Genomic DNA, 20,852 nt, shown 5'->3' with positions numbered 1-20,852 from the left:
GTATAGGGGACCGTCCAGCTTCCGGAGAAGCAGGACAACGAAGCATAAGTCGTGCGTGACACTCACTACGGCAAAGAACTAGGTTTTTCCGTGCTCTTTGCGGTTAAAAAAAACCGGGCTTTTCAGACCGGTTTTAGAATTGGTTTTAGTTTTCGGGGTTACTTGTCCATGCTGATATACTGCATGAATTCATTTCGTGATTGCTCTTCTTTCTCAAATTTTCCCGAGTAAAAAGAGGTAACCGTAGAACTCTGGGTATCCTTCACTCCTCTAGAGCTTACACACATATGATAAGCATCAATAATTACAGCCACATCATCTGTCCCCAGAGCCTCTTTAAGCTCATTTCCGATCTGCATCGTAAGTCTTTCCTGCACTTGTGGGCGTTGAGAGAAGTATTGGACGATTCTGTTGATTTTGGAAAGGCCTATTACGTTTCCATTGGAAATATAAGCTACGTGAGCCTTACCGTAGATAGGCACAAAGTGGTGCTCGCAGTGAGAATGCACGGTGATGTCTTTCTCCACCAGCATCTCATTGTATTTGTACTTATTTTCAAAGAGCTTTGCTATCGGTTTATTCTTAGGATTCAATCCGCTGAATACCTCCTTCACATACATCTTTGCCACACGATGCGGTGTACCTTTGAGACTATCATCAGTGAGATCCAAGCCCATGATGTGCATAATTTCACGGAAGTGCTTCTCTATCAATTCGACCTTGAGATCATCGTCCATCTCAAAAGCATCTTCTCTAAGCGGTGTCTCCAAGGAAGTCCCCACATGCTCCTCTCCGATTTCCTCGAATGAAGCGCGGGTAATTTTAATCCCCATCGTATTCAACAAAGTTTCTTTCTGTTTCATAAAGTCGAATTGTTAACTCGAATTTTCGATCAATTTTTTCCCTTAAAATATTCCAAATAACCACTGCAATGTTCTCAGCGGTTGGGTTAAGTTCTTTGAATTCATCGGTATCCAGGTTTAAATTTTTGTGATCTAATTTTCTTAATACATGCTCCTTGATCAACTCACTGAGCACTTTCATGTCATAGACATAACCGGTTTTCGGATCCATATCCCCTCTCAGTTTCACTACCAATTCATAGTTGTGACCATGAAAATGCGGGTTGTTGCACTTTCCAAAAACGGCTTGGTTTTCTTCATCTGACCATTCAGAATTATGAAGGCGATGTGCCGCGTTGAAATGTTCTTTTCTATAAACTGATACTTTCATGGAATGCTGAAACAGCGGGTTTTCTGTTTTTGTTTGAATTATTTTCCAATTTGTCTGTTAACCTACTTGGAAGTATTCTGACAGACAGCAGAATAAATTTGGGAACGCAAAATTACAGAATAATAATTGGTTCCAAAATCAACGTCCAATCTCATCATGCCAAGAACGGAGAAAGCCGGTGAGAAGGTTCCCTGAGTAATTTCACTACTTTTATGACCAAAATCATAAGAGACTGACTTCAAGTTCGTTTGAACTCACAGAACATCTTCCTAAATTTGCAAAATCACCCAAATGCTTATGCTTACACAAACTCTTGCGATTACTTTCCTATTATTTATAGGAATTTTCCCAAATCCGGATTTTATAGAAACCACTCCAAACACAGTCACAACCATCGATCCCACCTCAGCCATTTATGAAGGGCTACATAACACAAACGGAGTCCTTCCTTCCAAGGAAGTTTTCACTTTAGCCATCCAAGGATGGAATAAGATGAAAGGCAATCTCAAATCAAAAGTGCTCACAGTAATTGATTTCAGTCTTCCCTCCACGGCAAAGCGAATGTGGGTTATAGACCCTGTGAAGGGAGAAATCCTATTAAATTCAGTAGTATCTCATGGCAGGAATTCCGGCGACTTGATGGCCAATGCTTTTTCCAATCAGCCTGAATCCTTCAAGAGTAGCTTGGGTTTTTATAAAACTGCGGAAACGTACTCCGGAAAACATGGATACTCCCTTAGGTTAGACGGTTTGGAGAAGGGATTCAATGATCAAGCCCGAAACCGGGCCATTGTAATTCATGGAGCCGATTATGCCCGGGAGGAATTCGCCAAATCAGTAGGAAGGTTGGGAAGAAGCCTAGGCTGTCCCGCTCTCCCAAGTGAGCTTTCCGCCAAAGCAATTGACCTGATCAAAGAAGGATCTTTGCTTTTTATTTTCGGAAATGACGACACCTACTTATCTAAATCAAGCCTGATCAAGGCTTGATTTAGTCGCTCTAAGTGCTTTTAGAAGAGCCTTGTCCCTTTCGTACACATCATATCTAAAATTGGCTTTCCCGCCTTTATCGGCCCAGAAGGTCATATAAACCAACACCACGGGAATTTCCCTGTCCAACTCTACCACTTCTTCCTTGTCCTGATGCATGGCTTCTTGGATCTTTTCCTCATCCCAAGATTTATTGTTTAGCAAGATTTTAGCGAATTGATCGGGATTTTGAATTCTAATACACCCATGGCTGAGTGCTCTGGACTCCCGCTCAAAAAGGCTTCTTGCAGGTGTATCGTGAATGTAAATATTGTATTCGTTTGGAAACATAAATTTCACCAAACCCAAGGAATTGTCCCCACCGGGCTTCTGCCTCACTCTGTACGGAAAATCATCACCGCTTTTACTCCAATCAACATTTTTTGCATTGACAGGCTCCCCGGAACCGGAAACCACCTCCATGTTTTTCTCAGCAAGATAGCCTTTATTTTTCCTTACAGATGGAATAATTTCATCGTTTGTAATAGACTCAGGTATGTTCCAATATGGACTGAAAACGATATAACTCATCGGTGCTGTGAATGTCGGTGATTCATTGTATTCCTTTCCCACGATCACCTTGGCCGTGAAGACTGTATCAGACTTATTCATATAATCCAACTGGTAGTTGGCTATGTTGACAAGTACCATTTCCTGATCCCAATCAATTTTCGGCATCCAGCGGAGTCGCTCCATGTTAATGGAAGCAATATCTATAAGATTTTGTGGGGATTTATTAAGTGACTCAGCGACCAGCGAACCGATTACTCCGTCAGGATTCATCCCATTTGCTTCTTGGTATTTCCGAAGTCCCTCAAACATAGTGGAATCAAAAAGATTGGGAGCTTCCATGTCATAGGATTTCAAAAAACCCCAAAAGATCAGACGCTTTCTCAGGACAGGAATAGCTGCGTGCTCCTCCCCAACTTTAATGGCTCCTTCTACAGGCTCAAACTCCCAGGTGAGCGTGTCATTCTTTTGAATTTCATACAGCTCTTTGATCGCATCCCTTCCCTGTGCATACAACGCTGAACTTGGATACAATCTTGCGAATAGCTTATCAACAGCCTTACCACTTGCCACTTCCTCCAGCAGTGAAGTATAATTCACATCGGTATCTTTCTCTTCAAACTTCCAATTGGAATCCAATGTTGAGGGATCAACTTTACCTCTCTCCAAGTCATGAGAAAGACGGAGAAAACCATCAGTAAGCAGAAGCTCCAAATCAACTTTTTGAGCCGAGGAGAGGTTTCTAAACTTCTTGTTTTTTTTATCAGGATTAGAAGAGAGTTGATAAATCTGAGAGAGATTGTAATCTTCCGGCTGCAATCCATCGTATCGGGAATCCTCTATCTGAGCTAGTAATTCCTTTCCTGAATTGGAAAGTGTGCCATTGAAGAGCCAGATTTCCAAGTAGTCTCTTTTAATATAAAAATCTCTGATTTCTCCTGCAAAATCCGATTGGGCTAAAACATCACTGGACTCTCCTTCTAAATTTTGCCGAAGTTCATCTGTCAAATCAGATCTTCTCTGATTGAAAAACCAGATCAATCCCAATGCTATCACTATAACTGAAGCAATGGGGATAATTATTTTCTTGTTCATAAAAGGCGCTTTGTATCACCTCTTACCTTTCAAACTTCGTACGCTAGAATCCAACAAAAATAAAACCCCGAAAACTATCCACATAATATTCACTATCAACATCTTAAGACATATTTAAATCAAGGGGAAAATAAAACTGTTTTTTTTCAACGGGCATACAATTACCCAACTTGGGTAAAAACACTTTGCAAACCCATCTATTTTCGAAGTGCTTCCAGTACCTCCTTATCTCTATCATAGATATCCTGTCTGAAATGGCCTTGTCCCTTTGTGTCTGCCCAGAAAGTTAAGTAAAGCAACACCACAGGAATCTTGCGGTCAAGATTCACGATTTGCTCTTTACTCTGATGCATAGCCTGATCGATTTTCTCTGGAGTCCACTTTGCGTCATCCTTCAGAAGTAATGCAGCAAAATCCGCAGGATTCTGAATACGTATACAACCATGACTCAGTGCCCGGTCTTCTCTGGTAAACAAGCTTCTGCTTGGCGTATCGTGAATGTAGACACTATATTCATTAGGAAACATAAATTTCACCAACCCCAAAGAATTATGTCCTCCGGGTTTTTGGCGAATCATATACGGTATGGATTTCCCACTCCAATTTATAGACGTGGGATCCACAGGTTTGCCGGAAAAAGTCACCACCTCCATATTTTTTTGAGCAAGGTAATTTGGGTTTTTGCGAACTGCCGGCATCACTTCGTTCCGTACGATGGAAGCGGGCAAATTCCAGTAGGGGCTAAACACAATGTAACTCATCGCAGAAGAAAAAATCGGAGAAGCATGATATTTCGTTCCTACGATCACCCGCGCCGAAAATAGCGTGTCGCGATTACTAAGGTAATCCAATTGGTAGTTTGCGATGTTGACCACAATCATCTCTGCCCCCCTTAAGGTATCAGGCAGCCAGCGAAGGCGCTCCATATTCACCGCCGCTCTATCTATGAGATCAGCGGGAGATTGATTCAGTGCATTGATGGTGTTTTTGCCTAAAGCTCCATCAGGTTCCATCCCGTTTCTTTGCTGAAAATTCTGAACCGCCACAAACATGGTCGAATCATATTCCTTCTCGTCCGTATAGACATAAGGCTGAAGGTATTTCCAAAATAGCAGACGCTCACGTAAGCTTGGTATTCCGCCATTTGTCTCTCCTACTTTGATGGTTTTAGTGATTTTGACCGCCTTCCAGTTGAGTGAATCCTGCTTACGGATTTCGTCCATTGCCCGTATCACCTCACGCCCTTTTTTGTATATCGATATCGTCGGATATAACGTCTCCAGAGATTGTCTGATCTGCTGCCTGTCAAGAGCTACTTCGAGCAAATCATTGTAAGAAACCTTGGACGTTTTAGTAATGATATGCCAATTCCCGGTGAGATTATCAGGATTCACTTTGCCTATTTCCAAGTGTGCGGCCAAATGGAAAAATGCGTCAGATAACAATAAGTCCAGGTCCGCCAGATCATCCAATGCATTGGGAATGGACTGCTTCTTATTGGACTCAAATTGATTAAAAAACTCATTGATCAGCCCCAAGTGATAATCATAGGGATTGAGCCCATCAAACTTGCTCTGGTTTATTTCAAATCGAAGCTCGTAAGCCAACTCAGTAAGTACTCCCTGCCGGATCCAAGCAGGCTCAAATATACGGTTGGTATAAAACTGATGAATTTCACCCTTCGCAAAAAGTTCTTTGCTGCGGACATTTAAGGGAACATCAGGCTGATCCAGCTCCAGTCTTATTCTAATATTATCCGAAAGACCGGTGCTTTGCCCAAAACAAAAAAGCCCCGGAGCTAAACTCAGGAGCATTAATAGTAACAATTGTTTACACATGTATAAAATAGTTATTCAACTTCAAAATCCTGATATTTTCTACCCAGCACCCAAGCTTCTTTAAGCATCTCTAAGAACTGTCCCATCTTATGAAGGGGAATCAAGTTAGGCCCATCGCTGAGTGCCTTGGAAGGGTCAGGGTGTGTTTCTATAAAGAATCCGTCAATACCGGTGGCTGCCGCCGCCCTTGCCAAAACCGGGGCAAATTCCCGCTGTCCTCCACTGCTTCCTCCCTGCCCTCCCGGCTGCTGGACGGAATGCGTAATATCAAAGACCACAGGCGCAAACTGACGCATAATCGGCAGGCCTCTCATATCCACTACCAAATTATGGTAGCCCAGAGAAAAACCTCTTTCCGTAAGGCAGACGTTCTCGTTTCCCGTCGATCTAACTTTGGTCACTGCATATTGCATGTCTTCGGGCGCCATAAACTGACCCCGCTTGATTTTGACAGCTTTTCCACTTTCGCCTGCAGCTAAAAGCAAATCCGTCTGCCGACTAAGAAACGCCGGAATCTGTAAAACATCCACTACTTCCGCCACATCCTTTACCTGATAGCTTTCATGAATATCAGTCACCAACGGCACATTCAGTGCATTGCCCACACGTTGTAAGACTTCCAGTGATTTGTCCATTCCTATGCTTCGAAATGAATCTGAGGAGGTACGGTTGGCTTTGTCAAAAGAGGCTTTGAATACATAGGAAAAACCATGCTGCTCCGCCCATTCTTTGACTTTGGTGCCTATCTCCAAACAAATATCATAGCTCTCTACGGCACAGGGTCCTGCAAATAAAACAGGCTTTTCTTCACCCAAAATCACCGAGTCGGTAATACGCATGGGCTTTTTATTTTTTATCATCTTCTTTTAGGGATAATGTGTTAATCAATGGAATAAGCTGACCCTGAGCATGTAGTAGCAGGTCTCCTACTTCTCGAAAAACCCCTTTTCCGCCATCAAAACCTGAGACATAATGAGCAAAGGGCTTCACATATTCCAGCGCATCTTTAGGAACTACAGCTAGTCCTACACGGACTAAAATAGGAAGATCTATCAGGTCATCACCGATATAGGCAACTTCTTCTGCCTGCAGTTCCAGCGTTTCCAATATTTCATTAAATTTTTTGCCCTTGTTCTTTACACCATGGTAATGAAAATCAAACTTGAGTTCCTCACAGCGGTTTTGCACCACATAAGATTCTCTTCCTGTAATAGCTCCGACCATCAGTCCATTCTTCCGTAAGTGGTAGACAATTAGACCATCTTTGACATTGAACTTCTTAAATTCCAACTTATTATCATCGTAGATGATGCCGCCATCAGTCATCACTGCGTCTATATCAGTGATGATCAGTTTTATTTTTGCTGCTCTTTCCCACACATCTTCTGTAATATGCGCAAAGTAGTCAGCGACTATTTTTTCTGTTTCCATTGAATTGAATAAAGGTCGAGCCTTCTCTGCTCTAGGTTTCGTACACTTCCTGCTTTCCGCTGCTTGGTCAAAAGATCCAGATCCACATCAGCCACGATGATCGTTTCTTCATTTTCTGAAGCCATGGCTACGACGGCATCATGGGGAAAAGAGAAATCTGACGGAGAATAAATTGCTGCCTGGGAATACTGAATATCCATGTTCTCAACTTTCGGAAGATTACCTACAGAACCGGTAATTGCTACATAACATTCATTTTCTATTGCACGGGACTTCGCACAGGTATTTACCCTAAGGAAGGCGTTCTTGGTATCTGTCCAGAATGGTACAAATAAAATATCCATTTCTTGCTCAGCCAGGATTCTTCCCAGCTCCGGAAATTCCACATCGTAGCAGATCAAAATACCTATCCGTCCGGCATCCGTATCGAAAACATTAATTCCATTCCCCCCCTGAAGTCCCCAATAGGAAGCCTCATCCGGCGTAATATGAAGTTTGTATTGTTTATCCTGAGTACCATCTCTTCGACAGAGGTAACTCACATTTCTAAGTTTTTTACCATCGTACTCCGGCATGGAACCCGCAACAATATTCAGGTTATACGAAACTGCCAAATCGCTCATTCGGCTCACAATCTCATCGGTATAATCTGCCAGATTACGGATTGCTTCTGAAGCATCCATATCATTGAATTCTGCCAAAAGAGGTGCATTGAAGAATTCAGGAAGCAGGCAAAAATCTGATTTATAGCCGGAAACTGTATCCACAAAGAACTCTACTTGCTGCATCAAGTCATCCACATTGGAAAATCTACGCATCTTCCACTGTACCAAGCCCAAGCGGACAATTGATTTCTTATTTCCTATTAGCTTTTCGTCCTTTTCGTAGTAAATATTGATCCATTCCAGAAGCGTAGCATAAGCTCTGGAGTCTGTATCCGAAGGCAGGTACTTGGTAATTACTTTCCTTACGTGAAATTCATTAGCCAACTGAAAAGACAGCACCGAGTCAAAAATCTCTTTGTTTTTAACCAAATCGATGTATTTCCTAGGGGTCATTTCATCCGCGTAATTGGAATAACCGGGAATTCTCCCTCCGGCGATAATCGACCGGAGGTTTAGATTCTCACAAAGCTCCTTTCTCACATCATACAGCCTTCGCCCAAGACGCATACCCCGATAATCGGTATGCACAAAGACATCCGTGCCATACAGCGTATCGCCGTTCATGTCATGGGTGTCGAATTTGCCAAAACCCGTGATCTGATCGTAAGTATGGTTATCCCCAAATTTATTGTAATCCACCACCAAACTCAAGGCAGCAGCCACTACTTTACCATTGTCTTCGATAGCGATTTGGCCTTCCGGAAAAGCCTTAAGCTGATTTTTAAGCTCTTCTTTCGTCCACGCTCCACCTTGGTTTTTGTATATAGAAACCATGATTTCCCGGATATCATCATAGTCCGAGAGTTTTATATTTCTAAGCTTTAGCCTATGCTCCAGCTCCTCTTTTTGCTTGCTCATGGGGCAAAATTAGCCAAAATCAATTAATTATTTCTATTGACTCCTTTCTCGGGAAAAGAAATAGAGCAATGTGGAAAATAGCATGTTATCCTAGAATTATATTACTTTAATATGAATATCCGCAATGATGCCAGCAGCACTATTTCCCTTGTTTTACCGACAGGAAGATCCCTGCCCGAAGTGGCCTCAATTCTTGAGCTTAACAACTCTTAATGGTGCTTTTGAATTCCTACTGGCAGAAAAGCGGATAATCATATACTTTAAAACTATTCGAATTAGTTTTAGGATTGATAAACAGAAATGAAAGCAATAACTTAATGCAGCAGGACATAAAAGAAGTAGCTGAACAAAAGGCTCAGGGCTTTATCGAATGGATACAGGAACTATTCAGCTATAGTCTGGTCAGTCTGGGGGATTCTAAGCTGACTGTTGGCTTGATCCTAACTTTGATTATATCATTCATAATCCTTTTTGTAGTCACAGAATGGATACGTAGACTACTGGTTCACAATATATTAAGCAGGTACCAGATCGACTCCGGGACACGGGCTTCTATCGGCATGATAGTGAAGTACGTACTGATTTTGGCGGGTGTGTTTTCTATTTTACAGACCAATGGCGTTGACTTAAGTGCTTTCGGTATTCTTGCCGGTGCTTTGGGTGTTGGTATTGGTTTTGGTTTGCAAAATATCACGAACAATTTCATCTCCGGGCTTATTATTCTTTTTGAGCAACCGATCAAAGTAGGTGACCGAATCGAAGTCGGGGATGTCACGGGAGATGTGATCAGGATTTCGGCACGTTCTACCACCATTGTCACCAATGACAATATCACCATAATCGTCCCAAACAGTCAGTTTATAGACAGTCCTGTCATCAACTGGTCACATAATGACAGAAATATCCGCTTCAATTTCCCCGTGGGAGTAGCGTATAAAGAGGATCCTGAAAAAGTGAAAAACATACTGATTGAAGCTGCAAACGAGAATAAAGGAGTGCTTCAGACTCCATCGCCCGATGTGCTTTTTGATAGCTATGGAGACAATAGCATCAATTTCATTCTGCGTGTATGGTCATCGGAGTACATCAATCGTCCCAAGGTGCTGAAAAGTCAATTATATTATGCGATCTTCAAAAAATTCGGAGAACAAGGTATTGAGATTCCATATCCACAACGTGATCTACACCTCAAATCAGGATTTGAAAAATTAGAAAATTAGGTTATTTTTCATTGGAGCTCCTATCGGGGGGAAATCAAGTGAAGCCCAACTATGAAAAAGATACTCTTTATTTTTCTTTTCCTTTCCTCTTCCCTGGCCTCTTCCCAGAGCTTTAATCGCTTTCGATTTGAAGAACCTTGGTCTTTTTCGGCAAGCGCCGGAGCTACTCAGTATTTCGGTGAATTGTATTCTTTTTGGAAATATAATGAGGGTGTACAGCCTGATTGGAATGCCAACATTGCAGCCCATTATACATTTGGAACACACTTAAGAGCCCGTCTGGATTTCTCATACATCAAAATGTCCGGTCAGGACCCCCCTTCTGATCCCCGAGCACACAGAGTGGCCAGAAACCTTCATTTTAGAGCTAAAAACTGGGAAGCTACCGCAATGGCAGAATATTATTGGTTCCCAGTCAAGGTTCCTAATATTCACAGAAACCTCTGGAACCCTTATATTTTTGCGGGAATAGGGATGTCAACCAATAATCCAGAAACTCAGTTGGATGGCAAATGGGTAGACCTTAGACCGCTTCAGCTGGAAAACAATCCCTACGAAAGAAATATTGTGGTTTTCCCGATGGGCTTGGGCCTGAAGTATAAACTCAATGTGTATATGGATCTGACATTGGAGGGGAATTATCGCTTCACTATGACGGATTACATGGACGATATTTCCGCCTATAATATCAGTGAATTCTACCTTGATCTGGTAGATGACTATGTCACGGGCAACAACCCCGACCGCCTGAGATTGGCTGTCAGAAATCCCGGTTTCTTAGATGACAACGGTTTACCGGATGTGGACAAAATCCTGAGAAACGGCGGAAGAATACGAAGAGGTTCAGGCCTCACGCACAGGTATGATGGCTACATGACCGTAAATCTGGGAGTGGAAATTTACCTTTCTCCGGACATTTGGGACAACTTCTTCTTCCGAAATAGAGTGAATGAGAAGGCATTCCGATTCTGGTAATTTCAAATTTGAGATTTCAAATTTGAAATTTATAGATCCAGTTCCATCTTGATATCACATCTGCAATATTTCCCTTCTTCAAGTTCTGTCTCTTTAAAACCCAACTTATTGTAAATTCTCAGGGCGGGCGCAAGCTTGGAATGGCTGTAAAGCACAACCTTCTTACCTCCCATTTCCCTTGCTTTTTCTAGAATAGACAAGCCCAGTGCCATCCCCACTCCTTTTCCCTGAGCTGAAGATGAGACGCCCATTTTTATAAGCTCAAACTCGCTATCTGAAACTTTATGAAGACCCACTGTCCCAACAATTTCTTCTCCCAACTTTGCATAAATTATAGTACCTCCAGGTTTCACAATAGTATTCTCAGGACTGTCAAATTGAGCCTGATCAAATGGCTCGATAGAAAAAAGATCCTCAACCCAAGCTTGGTTGATAGATTTGAAAAAAGGGCTTAGTTCAGCTGAATAGGGTAATATCTCTATCTTGTCCATGAAAACAACATTGACGTCCGAGGCCAAAAGTAAAAAGAATGCCTTAGCTTAGAACTACTAAAAACCATACTTTCTTATGAAACTCATAAAATTCATTCCTGTACTGGCACTTCTGTGCATCCCATTTGTAGCACACTCCCAAACTCCTGAACAGCAATTGGAAAGACTTGGAGTGGCTCTTCCTGAGGTCGGTGTACCAATAGCCAATTATGTAAAGTGGAGACAAGTCGGTAACCTGCTCTATTTATCAGGGACAGGACCGAAGATATTTGGGAAAGTCGGTGAAGATTTGACTGAAGAGGAGGGATATCAAGCTGCAAGAGAGACCGGAATAGAAATCATAGCAATACTGAAAGCAGCGACCGGTGATCTAAGTAAGATCAAACAGTTTGTGAAAGTACTGGGAATGGTCAATTCTGGTCCGGATTTCACTAAGCAACCCGCTGTAATCAATGGATTTTCTGATCTGATAGTAGAAGTATTTGGTGACAAAGGCAAACATGCGCGCTCTGCTGTGGGTGTAGCTGCATTGCCTAATAATATGGCTGTGGAGATTGAGGTGATTGTGGAGTTGATTGAATAAAGGTTGGAAAGCAGAAAGTTGGAAGGTTTTAAAGTTGGGAAAATCAATCATCATAGTATTCTGGTGAAGTAGGACTACGACCATCCATCCGAAAGAGCATTCCCCTCATTCTGACTCTCAAAACCCAGATTGAATTTTTCAGTTTGTTGACTGTAGCAACTCATAGAAGTTACCGGGATTAGGAGTGCAAAAATCTTTTTCATGTTTGGGCTAATTAAAGATTTAAAAGTGAAAGCATCTTTGAGTAACTTAAGATTAGTTCTGATTATTGTTCTTCTTGATCCAATTCTATAGGTTCTGAATGAGTTACCTTACCTTTTTCAGAAGTGTTCACATCCAATTTCCCCAGTTCTGCGGGAACAATTAGATCTACATTATCTCTAATGTTTCCTGAGATCTCTTTTATCACTCCTCTAACCTTGCATTGATTTTCATCTAACACTAAGCTAAAACCAGTGGCCGAAGTAAAATTTAAATTCAGTTTTCCGGGAGAAGTCAAATTCAAATAAGAGAACCTTGAATCCTTTGAAATCCTTACTTTACTGTTCTCTGCTGTGATTAAAAGCAAATCTTGATTAAAGCCGACAATGTTTACCCTTTTGGTATTACTTACTATCAAATGCTTTAAATCTTTTACCTCAAGTAAAAAGCCCCCAGTACTTGTCGGAGTTAAATTTTTAATAAATAGCGTATCATTTCTTACAATATAGTCTTGAACGGCTTCATTTTCTGGAATTTCGATATCTGCTCCCGCAAGCCGTTGATAACTAAAACGATTTCTATTAATGTTAATGGAGACAATACTTATTTCATCTGCTTCTTCAATTTTGACCACCGAAAAATCTGCTAAATCAGTCTTGGTTATGACAGTTCTACGTGTTTCTGGAATGTTATTATAATTAGCAAATTGATGAGAAATCAACAGTGTAGCGATTATACTCAGCCAAGCAAAAGTCAAAAAGTAAACGATAATTTTATTACTGGTTTTCATGATCGTTGGATTGAATGAGTGTGAGTAGAGCGTTTAAATCATCAGAAGTCAATTTTAAGACCTCTACTTGATGTAGAATAGCAGGGAGTTCAGTTTCGAAAAACTCTTTTTTCCTTAGTTCAAGAAGATTATGCTTTGCATCTGCAGCCACAAAAAAGCCAATGCCACGTTTATTTTCGATGATTCCATCATCTTCCATCAGGCTATAGCTTCGCATGACCGTATTACGGTTCACTTCCATATCCACTGCGAGTTCACGCACCGAAGGAATACGATCACCGGGAAGGATTTTGTCCTGCATGATCTGATCTGCGAGCCAGTCACGGATCTGAAGAAAGATATTTTTTGAGTCGTTAAAATCCATCTTAGACCTGTCTTTCTTTCAATTTCAGATAGGCTACCCAATAAGCCCAAGGAATGGCCAACCAAACTAAAACGATGAAAACAACTATAAGCAAAGGCCCTTCAAATATCTCAAACTGGTATAATTCAAGCCTAATACTAAAAAATTCGTCAATTGCAGTTGGAAAACCAACAACTAACCATGACAAAGTTACAAATGAGGCTACCATAAGTAACCAAAAGATGAAAATTGATAAAGGCATAAAAAATGAATTCCATTTACCAAAAATAATCCCTCCTGCAAACATCAGTGAAATAAGTAATCCTCCAACCCCAAAAAACAGCAAGTATACTATCAATGGCTTATTCCAAGAATGGAAAACAAATATCATGCGGCTGACACTTAATTCATCTATTTCCAACACAGGGAAATCCCCTTTTATGGTTGTTATAGAACTCAAGTGAAAAAGTGCTTTGGAAAGCTCCACTCCCAATATAAATAACACCGTGAAAACAACAGGCAATAAAATAACTCTGGTAATAAACTGGATGAGGAATTTCTCTGCTGCAGAACCCGGAAGCAATAAGTAAATTTGAGCAGATGATTTATCCCTTAGGTCTAGAAAACTCTGCCCCACCCCAAAAATCACGATAAATAACAAGGAGAGATAATAGAAAGCACCGAAACCATTTGTAGTACTAAATACAACCAAAAAAGAAACTACAACCAGTAAAAACATTGCCGGAATACCTATAGCATACATTTTCTTGTGTATTATGAATTCATATCTGAATAAATTCATGATTCTTTTACCGGTTAACTGAGTGGCTGGATTCATGGGGTTGAGAATTTAAGAATGGCGGAAGATTTAGAAATCATTTTTCCTGCGATGACCGCATTAAACAAAAGCTCCAGATTCACGTCGGAAGGTTCTTCACCTGATTCTTTTGGGGCTATAAAAGATACACTTGTCAGATTATCCTCAGTAAAAACTGCGTTTGGTGGAGCCTCTGAAGCTTTACCAAAAGAATAATTGCACCCCATATCAATCAAATCGACATCTAGCTTTATTTGGCCTTCGGACAAGATCATTACACGGTCGATCAGTCTCTCCACATCTTTTACTTGGTGAGTGGATATAAGTAAAGTCTGCTCATCCGTTATACTACCCGCAACTATTTTTCGAAAAGCTTTTTTGGAAGGAATATCCAACCCATTAGTAGGTTCATCGAAAAGCAACAACTTGCACCCGGTACTTAAGGCAAATGCTATCTGTACCTTTTTTCGTTGTCCAAAAGACAAGTTGCCAATTTTCGAACTTCCCCTCAGGCCAAAATCCTCCAAAATTTGATTGAATTTTTCCGAAGCAAATAGAGGATAAAAGTTCGCATACAGGTTTTTATAACTTTCAATGCGAAGATCCAAAGGCAGTTTTATTTCCTCAGAGATAAAGAACACCTGTTCTAAAAAAGCAGGCCTTCTATCGAAAGGATTCTCACCCATCAATTTTATCTCCCCCCGTTTAGGAAAAAGTAATCCTGCTAAGATTCTCAGGAAAGTAGATTTACCTGTGCCGTTTTTTCCAAGTAAACCAATCACACTTCCGGATGATGCCTGCCATTCCAGATCAATAAAAATCGATGGCTTTTGGGGGTAACCAAAATCGAGATTTCGAATAAAAATCATAAGAAACAGTTTAGTGTTATAGTGTATTATGACACTAAACTACAAACTAAAATTGAAAATCAAACTTTTTATAAAAATATTTCTCCAAACGCTTAAATTCAGCCATGAATCCACCTTACCTCTTCCAAAGCCAAAGACTCGGTTTTCGCACTTGGCTTCCCCCTGATTTACCGGCTTTTTCCGAAATGAATGCGGATGAAGAGACCATGGCTTTCTTTCAGCATCCGTTGTCCAAGAAGGAATCCCAAGCAATGATGGACAGAATGAATAGACTCTTTGACGATCATGGCCATTGCTATTTCGCCGTTGAATTATTGGAGAGCCAAGAATTCTTGGGCATGATAGGTTTGGGCACGAAATCATTCAAAGCTGACTTCACTCCCTGCGTGGATATAGGATGGAGAATCAGAAAGGAATTTTGGAATCAAGGCTATGCCAGCGAAGGAGCCAAGAGATGTCTTGATTTTGGTGCAGAAATCGGCATTAAAGAAGTCTATTCGCTGGCATCTTCAGAGAATCTAGCTTCAATCCGTGTGATGCAAAAAATAGGAATGGAATACGAATATGATTTTGAGCATCCAGATCTAATGGAACACTCTAGATTACAGCCTTGTAGCTTATATAAAATTGAGCTTTGACTTCAAAATCGACTGTTAATTTCTCCAAAGTTTAGAACTTTGGAAAAGTTTGTATTTCAAAAAAAAGATGCCATCCCTAAACAGAGATGACATCTAACCACTCAACCCCAACTAATACCCCAAACTAGGCAAGAAAAAGGGAAGCGATTCCCAGCACTTGTTCTTTGCTAAGTGGCTCATCCCACCCTTCGGCTACGGCACCCGCATCTATTCCGGTCAAATTAACAACATTAACACCCCCATGGGTGACGTTGTCTTCGCCAGCATAAATAGGCTGGGTTGCAGCCGGAAGAGTTCCGATTGACGCATTGGTAATCCAACCCTTCACATCATCCTGCCCTTTCTTAGTTCTTAATCTTCTGACCATGGACGCATGTCTTGCTTCCACAGAATGTATCGATAGCGCCGCAGTCAAGACGACGTCGTTTTCCATTACATTGCCCGCCTGTCCCTTGTATGCTCTTACTCCCGTATCTTCAAAAGCCTGGGATAATGCTAAGAAAGTAGGATAATCACTGAATGGCATAAAGTTGCCGCCTGCAGTAAAATCAAAATCAGGTTCAGCTACAGGAGTCCCCATCAATACATTGGAAATCACTTCTTTCAGAAAATCCACATGTGCCAATTCGTGATCTCTAATTTTGGTAAAAATCGCCAAATCGGCATTGTCGATCACACCTGCCTCAATACCCATCTGATAATACCTGTACTCCAAATGCTCCAGGGTTAAGGCATAGTTCAATACATCAATCAAACTTGCCGTATCAGCCTTTGCCACTTTCGGCAATGCTGACAGAATCCCAAGCGGAACCGCAGCCATAGCCACTTTCTTACTCATGTCCCCAAACTGACGGAACGCCTCTCTTCTGGAGAAAAATAGATCTTTCTCTTCCGGACTTGTGGTATCCGGGCACATTTTATCTAGCAATTTTAATAAGTTCATGTCTTGTGTTGTTTAAAGTGGTGGATTAAGATGGCAACTGACTGAAGTCAATCGGTGTGGTTACAAATGAGCTGGCAGCTGTCAAAACCTCTGTGAAGTTTAGCGTTCGCTCAAGTCCATTTGCATCGATCAAATCGTCTCCCGCAAAATCAGCAGAACCGGGATTAATCAAATCTCTGATAGCAGCCGCATGCCGGGCTTCCACAGAGACAATTTTCCCCGCAATAAGCAGGTAATCTACACTCTCGATAAACTGACCTGCACCATTATAAGCAGCAACTCCCAGATCCTCAAAGGTCTTCGCAGCCATCAAAACGGATGTCCTACTGCTAAAATCAATTGCGCTAAAATCAACTTCGAGGTCAGCGATTGCAGCATCTCCCAACGCCGCCTTGAAAAACTCCCTGTGCGCTCTTTCGTGCTTCTCCAAATCTCCCATTATGGTTTTTTCTTCTGCGCTTGCATTGGCAAAGTAGCTTCCCTGCATTACAGTGGCATAGAATGCAGCCTCAAGTTGCTCCAAAGCATAGGCATAATTCAAAATCCCTATATCTCCTGCACCTAGCATTACCCCTTCGCCATCAGGCATTGGGCTCCTATCTTCTATATCATCGTTACAGCCCACCATGATTAATCCCGCAGCGGCTACCGACAGTGAGCCTGTCTTGAGGAACTGTCTGCGGTTAGCATTTTTCACCAGTCCCTTTGGCTTAATTAGTTCATTTTTCATTTTACTGAGTGTTTTAGGTTAATAATCCGGTTATGGTTTTCTTGAAATGGTATTATCAGTGCCGTAGTTGATCGATCAGGTACTTCACAATCAATTACGACACACCCCTCCCAACCGGATTTAGTACCTCCAAAAGTTTTTTGGGATATGGTGAAATTTATTGAAGAACTTACCTGACAGTGCAGGTGCTTATTGGACACAGGTGATGATCGCGCAAAACCGGATATATGTAAAAACCTCCGGTAAAAATGAACACTACTACACCATAGAAAACTTCGATGAGTAAAGAGGATATTAACTTTGTGTCTGCTGCCAATCAAGAAAAGCCCTGCATCCTTAAGATCCGGGAAAATCCTAAAGGGGAATATCACTTATGGTAACCTTGGGAGAAAAACATATAGGCGTTGGTCGGAAAGCTCTAAACAGATTACCTATTGTTACAACTAAATTCTAATTGGGTTAATGAATATCCATTCAACAACTGAAAATCTTAACTCAATATTCACTCAAACTGAGTGAATATTGACCACCTCTCACCATTTATCAACTAATACCCCCTATAAGCAAAGGAAACATGGAAAATATGCTCAGAAAGAGCAGAATCCAATATATTTGAGGGTGCAAACAGCAACCTCAAAAAAAATACATTTCAAATTTTATTTGCTAGCATGTCTCAAATTTCGTTTCCAGTAATACTATTGGCTGGTGGTCTATTGGCTTTTGGATGCTCTAGTCCCGACACAAGAAAAGCTGATCTAGAAGAGCTTTCAAATTTCTATCCTAAGTCAACAGGTGATACTACAGGTGCTGACAGTACTGAGCTTATATTAAGTAATTTCGCAGGCCCTGACATTGTACCAAGCCCGGCTGCATTGGCTGTATCTCCCAATGGAAATGTATTCGTGGGAGTAGATATGATGGGTTCTCTGGGCAAAGAGCCCGGTAAAGGGGCTATTGTCCGGTTGGTCGATAGCAATAATGATGGAGAATTGGATTCTCATACTGAATTTGTCAAAGTAGACAACCCAAGAGGCATCATTGCGGTAAGAGATCAGGTTTTCGTGCTTCACACACAGTTTTCGGAAGCAACAGGAGTGGCAGAAGGAATGAATCTGGTGGTTTATGAAGACAAAGACAATGATGGCGTGGCAGATGGGCCTTCCAAGGTCCTGATTGAAGGGATTTCATCCCCGGAATCTATCCGTTCACGTGGCACCGATCACTCTACCAACGGGATCAGAATGGGTATCGATGGATGGATTTATATTGCGGTAGGTGATTTCGGATTTCATAATGCCACTGACAGGGATGGGAAGAAAATGACCATGCTTGGCGGAGGTATAGTCCGTGTCCGTCCCGACGGCACCGAAATGGAAGAATACATCCATGGAACCCGAAACATTTATGATGTGGCTATTGATCCTTTTATGAATATTTATACCAGAGGCAATACCAATGACGGTGGCGGCTGGAATATCCGCTTTATTCACTACACCCAATCTGGAGAGTATGGCTATCCCAACTTTTTCCAGAATTTCACAGAAGAGATTATCCCTGCCCTTGCTGATCTGGGCGGGGGCTCCGGCACCGGTAGTTACTTTATGGACGATGACCGCTGGCCTGCCAAATACAATCACGTGCCGATGATGGCCGATTGGGGCAGAAGTCAATTGTACATTCATCGGGTAACAATGGATGGTCCGGGATTTACCCAGCAGGATGAAGAGTTTATCAAACTTTCCCAGATTACAGATATCGACGTGGATGCTTCAGGGAGAATGTTCCTTGCGGCATGGGATGGTGCAGGATACTTTGGCAGTGAGGAAAAAGGCTATGTCGTTCGTGTAGTTCCAAAAGGTTGGGAATACGAAGCTTTCCCTGACTTGACCACTGCCACAGTTGACCAATTGACTGCATTGCTGAAAGCAGCTAATTCCGTTTCACGTTTTCATGCCCAGCGTGAACTACTTGCACGTTTTCCAGATGAAGCAGGAGCTGCCGCACTTGCAGTAGCTACTGACAGAACCTTGCCACTGGAAGTGCGCGTTGCCGGTATTTACACCTATGCACAAGCTACCTGTGAAAGCGGTAATGGAGAATTGGTAAAATTGAGCCAAGAAGAAAAAGTAAGAGAGTTTGCCCTACGTGCTTTGGCAGACCGAAAAACCTGTCTTCAGGGAGTTCCTCTCGATCCATTTACCGAAGGCGTAACTGATCCAAACGACCGGGTGAAATCCGCTGCTATTGTAGCCTTAGGCAGAATTGGCAACCCCCAAGCGGCGGCGGAATTACTCAGAGTAAAAGTCCCTGCCTCGTTTAAGCAACAGGACAAAGGAACTGAAGGACCGCACGCTACGCCAAATTCCGCTATTATCCTTCCGCATATAGCTGTAAAAGCACTGGTAGAGCTTGACGCAGTAGATGCCGCTGTTAACGCAATCGGTACAGAAAATTCAAAAATTGCACTTTGGGCATTACGCTATATGCATGATCCAAAGGCAGTGGATGGGTTGATCAAAGCCTATGGCAAAACAGATGATATGGAGTTGAAAACAGAAATTTTGGGTACGCTTTCCAGACTTTACAAAAAAGAGGCCCCATACGACGGTTCTTGGTGGTGGGGAACCCGCCCGGATACACATGGTCCATATTACAAAGGAATCACTTGGGGGTCATCCGATAAAATCAAAGGTTTCTTGCTTGGCGAGCGCAATGCGTTTGATGCCACGAAAAGACAGTTCTTTGCGGATCTCAATGAACGTAACAGGATGGAAATTGAGGAATTTGGCTTGGAAGAATCAACCTTGGTGATCCAGGAAACTGAAATCGATCTGGAGGAGATAAAGAACAAAAAAGGTCAGGTTGGGGCTTCCTCTATCGAGGATGTAATGATCGCCGTACAAGATCTTGAAGGAGATCCGGTGAAAGGCAAAGCATTATTCACCAGCCAAGGATGCATAGCCTGTCACAGTATAGAAAAAGGTCAGCCACTAAAGGGACCATATATGGGTCAAATCGGCTCGATCATGAACAGGTCGCAGATCACCGAATCTATCCTGAAACCAAATGCCTCTATCTCTCAAGGCTTTGCTTCTGTACTGATTGATACAGATGACGATAAGAGCTACATGGGTTTTGTCACAGCAGAGACTGCTGATGAAGTGGTACTTCAGGACATCACCGGCACAGCTACAAAACTAGACAAAAGCACCATCAAAACCCGCAAGGTGATGGAGACGTCCATGATGCCTCCAGGCTTGGTCAATTCACTTTCCTTTGAAGAATTGGCTTCACTGATCACTTATTTGCAACAGCAGAAGTAAAAATTGACGCTATTTTGGTGACTAGCGAAACAATTTGGAGGTTTAGTTAATTGTTGAAAGTTAATTGTTAAAGGTTAAGGGTTAAAGATTCAGTTGTGTATTGGAAATGATACTGAAGTGCTTCCCACTTTCAGACGATGGGTAAAGGTTAATGGGTTAAAATATCATCCTGCCCTATTTGTTTTGACTACTGATCAAATATCTTGGTTCTATGCTCTTGCTACTTGCTATGCGGCTTTTGTCACTCTTTTCGGTTGAAAATAAAACTTCCGG

The 20,852-nt window shown here is 41.9% G+C and carries 22 protein-coding genes; 7 read left to right on the top strand and 15 right to left on the bottom strand.

Annotation, left to right across the window (positions count from 1 at the left end; translation table 11 throughout):
- Positions 1 to 158 precede the first annotated feature (158 nt).
- Together folE and ID165_RS00735 are read right to left on the bottom strand one after the other, a co-directional pair.
- Positions 159 to 863, bottom strand: coding sequence for a GTP cyclohydrolase I FolE (folE, locus tag ID165_RS00740; protein ID WP_192348506.1), 705 nt, complete (start codon positions 861 to 863; stop codon positions 159 to 161).
- Positions 823 to 1,233 carry a 6-carboxytetrahydropterin synthase gene (locus tag ID165_RS00735; RefSeq protein WP_192348505.1) on the bottom strand — a complete coding sequence of 137 codons (411 nt, stop codon included), beginning with the start codon at positions 1,231 to 1,233 and terminating at the stop codon, positions 823 to 825. The genes folE and ID165_RS00735 overlap by 41 nt, the downstream gene beginning before the upstream one ends.
- A 297-nt stretch (positions 1,234 to 1,530) precedes the next feature.
- On the opposite strand from ID165_RS00735, the gene ID165_RS00730 reads away from it, so the two are divergent.
- Complete coding sequence (locus ID165_RS00730; protein ID WP_192348504.1) at positions 1,531 to 2,220, top strand: murein L,D-transpeptidase catalytic domain family protein; 690 nt, start codon at positions 1,531 to 1,533, stop codon at positions 2,218 to 2,220.
- On the opposite strand, the gene ID165_RS00725 is transcribed toward ID165_RS00730, so the two are convergent.
- The 5 genes from ID165_RS00725 to ID165_RS00705 all read right to left on the bottom strand — a co-directional run bounded on the left by ID165_RS00725 (position 2,200) and on the right by ID165_RS00705 (position 8,656).
- On the bottom strand, positions 2,200 to 3,864 hold the full coding sequence (locus ID165_RS00725) for a murein L,D-transpeptidase (RefSeq protein WP_192348503.1): 1,665 nt from the start codon (positions 3,862 to 3,864) through the stop codon (positions 2,200 to 2,202). The genes ID165_RS00730 and ID165_RS00725 overlap by 21 nt on opposite strands.
- A 197-nt stretch (positions 3,865 to 4,061) precedes the next feature.
- Positions 4,062 to 5,678 carry a murein L,D-transpeptidase gene (locus ID165_RS00720; RefSeq protein ID WP_225586922.1) on the bottom strand — a complete coding sequence of 539 codons (1,617 nt, stop codon included), beginning with the start codon at positions 5,676 to 5,678 and terminating at the stop codon, positions 4,062 to 4,064.
- A gap of 35 nt (positions 5,679 to 5,713) precedes the next feature.
- The gene (gene kdsA / locus ID165_RS00715) at positions 5,714 to 6,562 is read right to left on the bottom strand and encodes a 3-deoxy-8-phosphooctulonate synthase (RefSeq protein ID WP_192348501.1); all 849 of its coding nucleotides are present in this window, start codon (positions 6,560 to 6,562) and stop codon (positions 5,714 to 5,716) included.
- Positions 6,549 to 7,133, bottom strand: coding sequence for an HAD family hydrolase (locus tag ID165_RS00710; RefSeq protein ID WP_192348500.1), 585 nt, complete (start codon positions 7,131 to 7,133; stop codon positions 6,549 to 6,551). Before ID165_RS00710 ends, kdsA begins: the two co-directional genes overlap by 14 nt.
- Positions 7,115 to 8,656 (bottom strand): carbon-nitrogen hydrolase family protein, encoded by a 1,542-nt coding sequence (locus tag ID165_RS00705; protein ID WP_192348499.1) that lies wholly within the window; start codon positions 8,654 to 8,656, stop codon positions 7,115 to 7,117. The genes ID165_RS00710 and ID165_RS00705 overlap by 19 nt, the downstream gene beginning before the upstream one ends.
- 317 nt (positions 8,657 to 8,973) lie before the next feature.
- On the opposite strand from ID165_RS00705, the gene ID165_RS00700 reads away from it, so the two are divergent.
- Together ID165_RS00700 and ID165_RS00695 are read left to right on the top strand one after the other, a co-directional pair.
- Entirely contained in the window at positions 8,974 to 9,876 is a 903-nt protein-coding gene (locus ID165_RS00700; RefSeq protein WP_192348498.1) for a mechanosensitive ion channel family protein, read from the top strand.
- A 51-nt stretch (positions 9,877 to 9,927) separates the two neighbouring features.
- Complete coding sequence (locus ID165_RS00695; RefSeq protein ID WP_192348497.1) at positions 9,928 to 10,851, top strand: DUF6089 family protein; 924 nt, start codon at positions 9,928 to 9,930, stop codon at positions 10,849 to 10,851.
- A 29-nt stretch (positions 10,852 to 10,880) separates the two neighbouring features.
- On the opposite strand, the gene ID165_RS00690 is transcribed toward ID165_RS00695, so the two are convergent.
- A complete protein-coding gene (locus ID165_RS00690) occupies positions 10,881 to 11,342 on the bottom strand; it encodes a GNAT family N-acetyltransferase (protein ID WP_192348496.1) in 462 nt (153 codons plus the stop codon).
- Between the two features lie 76 nt (positions 11,343 to 11,418).
- On the opposite strand from ID165_RS00690, the gene ID165_RS00685 reads away from it, so the two are divergent.
- On the top strand, positions 11,419 to 11,925 hold the full coding sequence (locus tag ID165_RS00685) for a RidA family protein (RefSeq protein WP_192348495.1): 507 nt from the start codon (positions 11,419 to 11,421) through the stop codon (positions 11,923 to 11,925).
- Positions 11,926 to 11,999: 74 nt separating this feature from the next.
- On the opposite strand, the gene ID165_RS26830 is transcribed toward ID165_RS00685, so the two are convergent.
- The 5 genes from ID165_RS26830 to ID165_RS00665 form a co-directional block, all read right to left on the bottom strand.
- Positions 12,000 to 12,128, bottom strand: coding sequence for a hypothetical protein (locus ID165_RS26830; RefSeq protein ID WP_255505111.1), 129 nt, complete (start codon positions 12,126 to 12,128; stop codon positions 12,000 to 12,002).
- Positions 12,129 to 12,190: 62 nt separating this feature from the next.
- Positions 12,191 to 12,916 (bottom strand): hypothetical protein, encoded by a 726-nt coding sequence (locus ID165_RS00680; RefSeq protein WP_192348494.1) that lies wholly within the window; start codon positions 12,914 to 12,916, stop codon positions 12,191 to 12,193.
- Positions 12,903 to 13,280: a GntR family transcriptional regulator gene (locus ID165_RS00675; protein WP_192348493.1), complete on the bottom strand. Its 378-nt coding sequence runs from the start codon at positions 13,278 to 13,280 to the stop codon at positions 12,903 to 12,905. The genes ID165_RS00680 and ID165_RS00675 overlap by 14 nt, the downstream gene beginning before the upstream one ends.
- A 1-nt stretch (position 13,281) precedes the next feature.
- Complete coding sequence (locus ID165_RS00670) at positions 13,282 to 14,097, bottom strand: hypothetical protein (RefSeq protein WP_192348492.1); 816 nt, start codon at positions 14,095 to 14,097, stop codon at positions 13,282 to 13,284.
- Positions 14,094 to 14,945 (bottom strand): ATP-binding cassette domain-containing protein, encoded by an 852-nt coding sequence (locus ID165_RS00665; protein WP_192348491.1) that lies wholly within the window; start codon positions 14,943 to 14,945, stop codon positions 14,094 to 14,096. Before ID165_RS00665 ends, ID165_RS00670 begins: the two co-directional genes overlap by 4 nt.
- A gap of 104 nt (positions 14,946 to 15,049) precedes the next feature.
- On the opposite strand from ID165_RS00665, the gene ID165_RS00660 reads away from it, so the two are divergent.
- A complete protein-coding gene (locus ID165_RS00660) occupies positions 15,050 to 15,583 on the top strand; it encodes a GNAT family N-acetyltransferase (protein WP_192348490.1) in 534 nt (177 codons plus the stop codon).
- 124 nt (positions 15,584 to 15,707) lie between these two features.
- Here ID165_RS00660 and ID165_RS00655 read toward each other — a convergent pair whose 3' ends face one another.
- Positions 15,708 to 16,526 (bottom strand): ferritin-like domain-containing protein, encoded by an 819-nt coding sequence (locus tag ID165_RS00655; RefSeq protein ID WP_192348489.1) that lies wholly within the window; start codon positions 16,524 to 16,526, stop codon positions 15,708 to 15,710.
- Positions 16,527 to 16,551: 25 nt separating this feature from the next.
- Positions 16,552 to 17,256, bottom strand: coding sequence for a ferritin-like domain-containing protein (locus tag ID165_RS00650; protein WP_192348488.1), 705 nt, complete (start codon positions 17,254 to 17,256; stop codon positions 16,552 to 16,554).
- A gap of 160 nt (positions 17,257 to 17,416) precedes the next feature.
- Between ID165_RS00650 and ID165_RS26825 the strand changes: the two genes are divergently transcribed.
- Positions 17,417 to 17,542 (top strand): hypothetical protein, encoded by a 126-nt coding sequence (locus ID165_RS26825; RefSeq protein ID WP_255505109.1) that lies wholly within the window; start codon positions 17,417 to 17,419, stop codon positions 17,540 to 17,542.
- A gap of 382 nt (positions 17,543 to 17,924) precedes the next feature.
- Entirely contained in the window at positions 17,925 to 20,579 is a 2,655-nt protein-coding gene (locus ID165_RS00645; RefSeq protein ID WP_192348487.1) for a HEAT repeat domain-containing protein, read from the top strand.
- Positions 20,580 to 20,852: the final 273 nt, after the last annotated feature.

The organism is Algoriphagus sp. Y33 (genome assembly GCF_014838715.1).
GTDB lineage: Bacteria > Bacteroidota > Bacteroidia > Cytophagales > Cyclobacteriaceae > Algoriphagus.
This window is presented reverse-complemented; position numbering and strand designations above follow the sequence as displayed.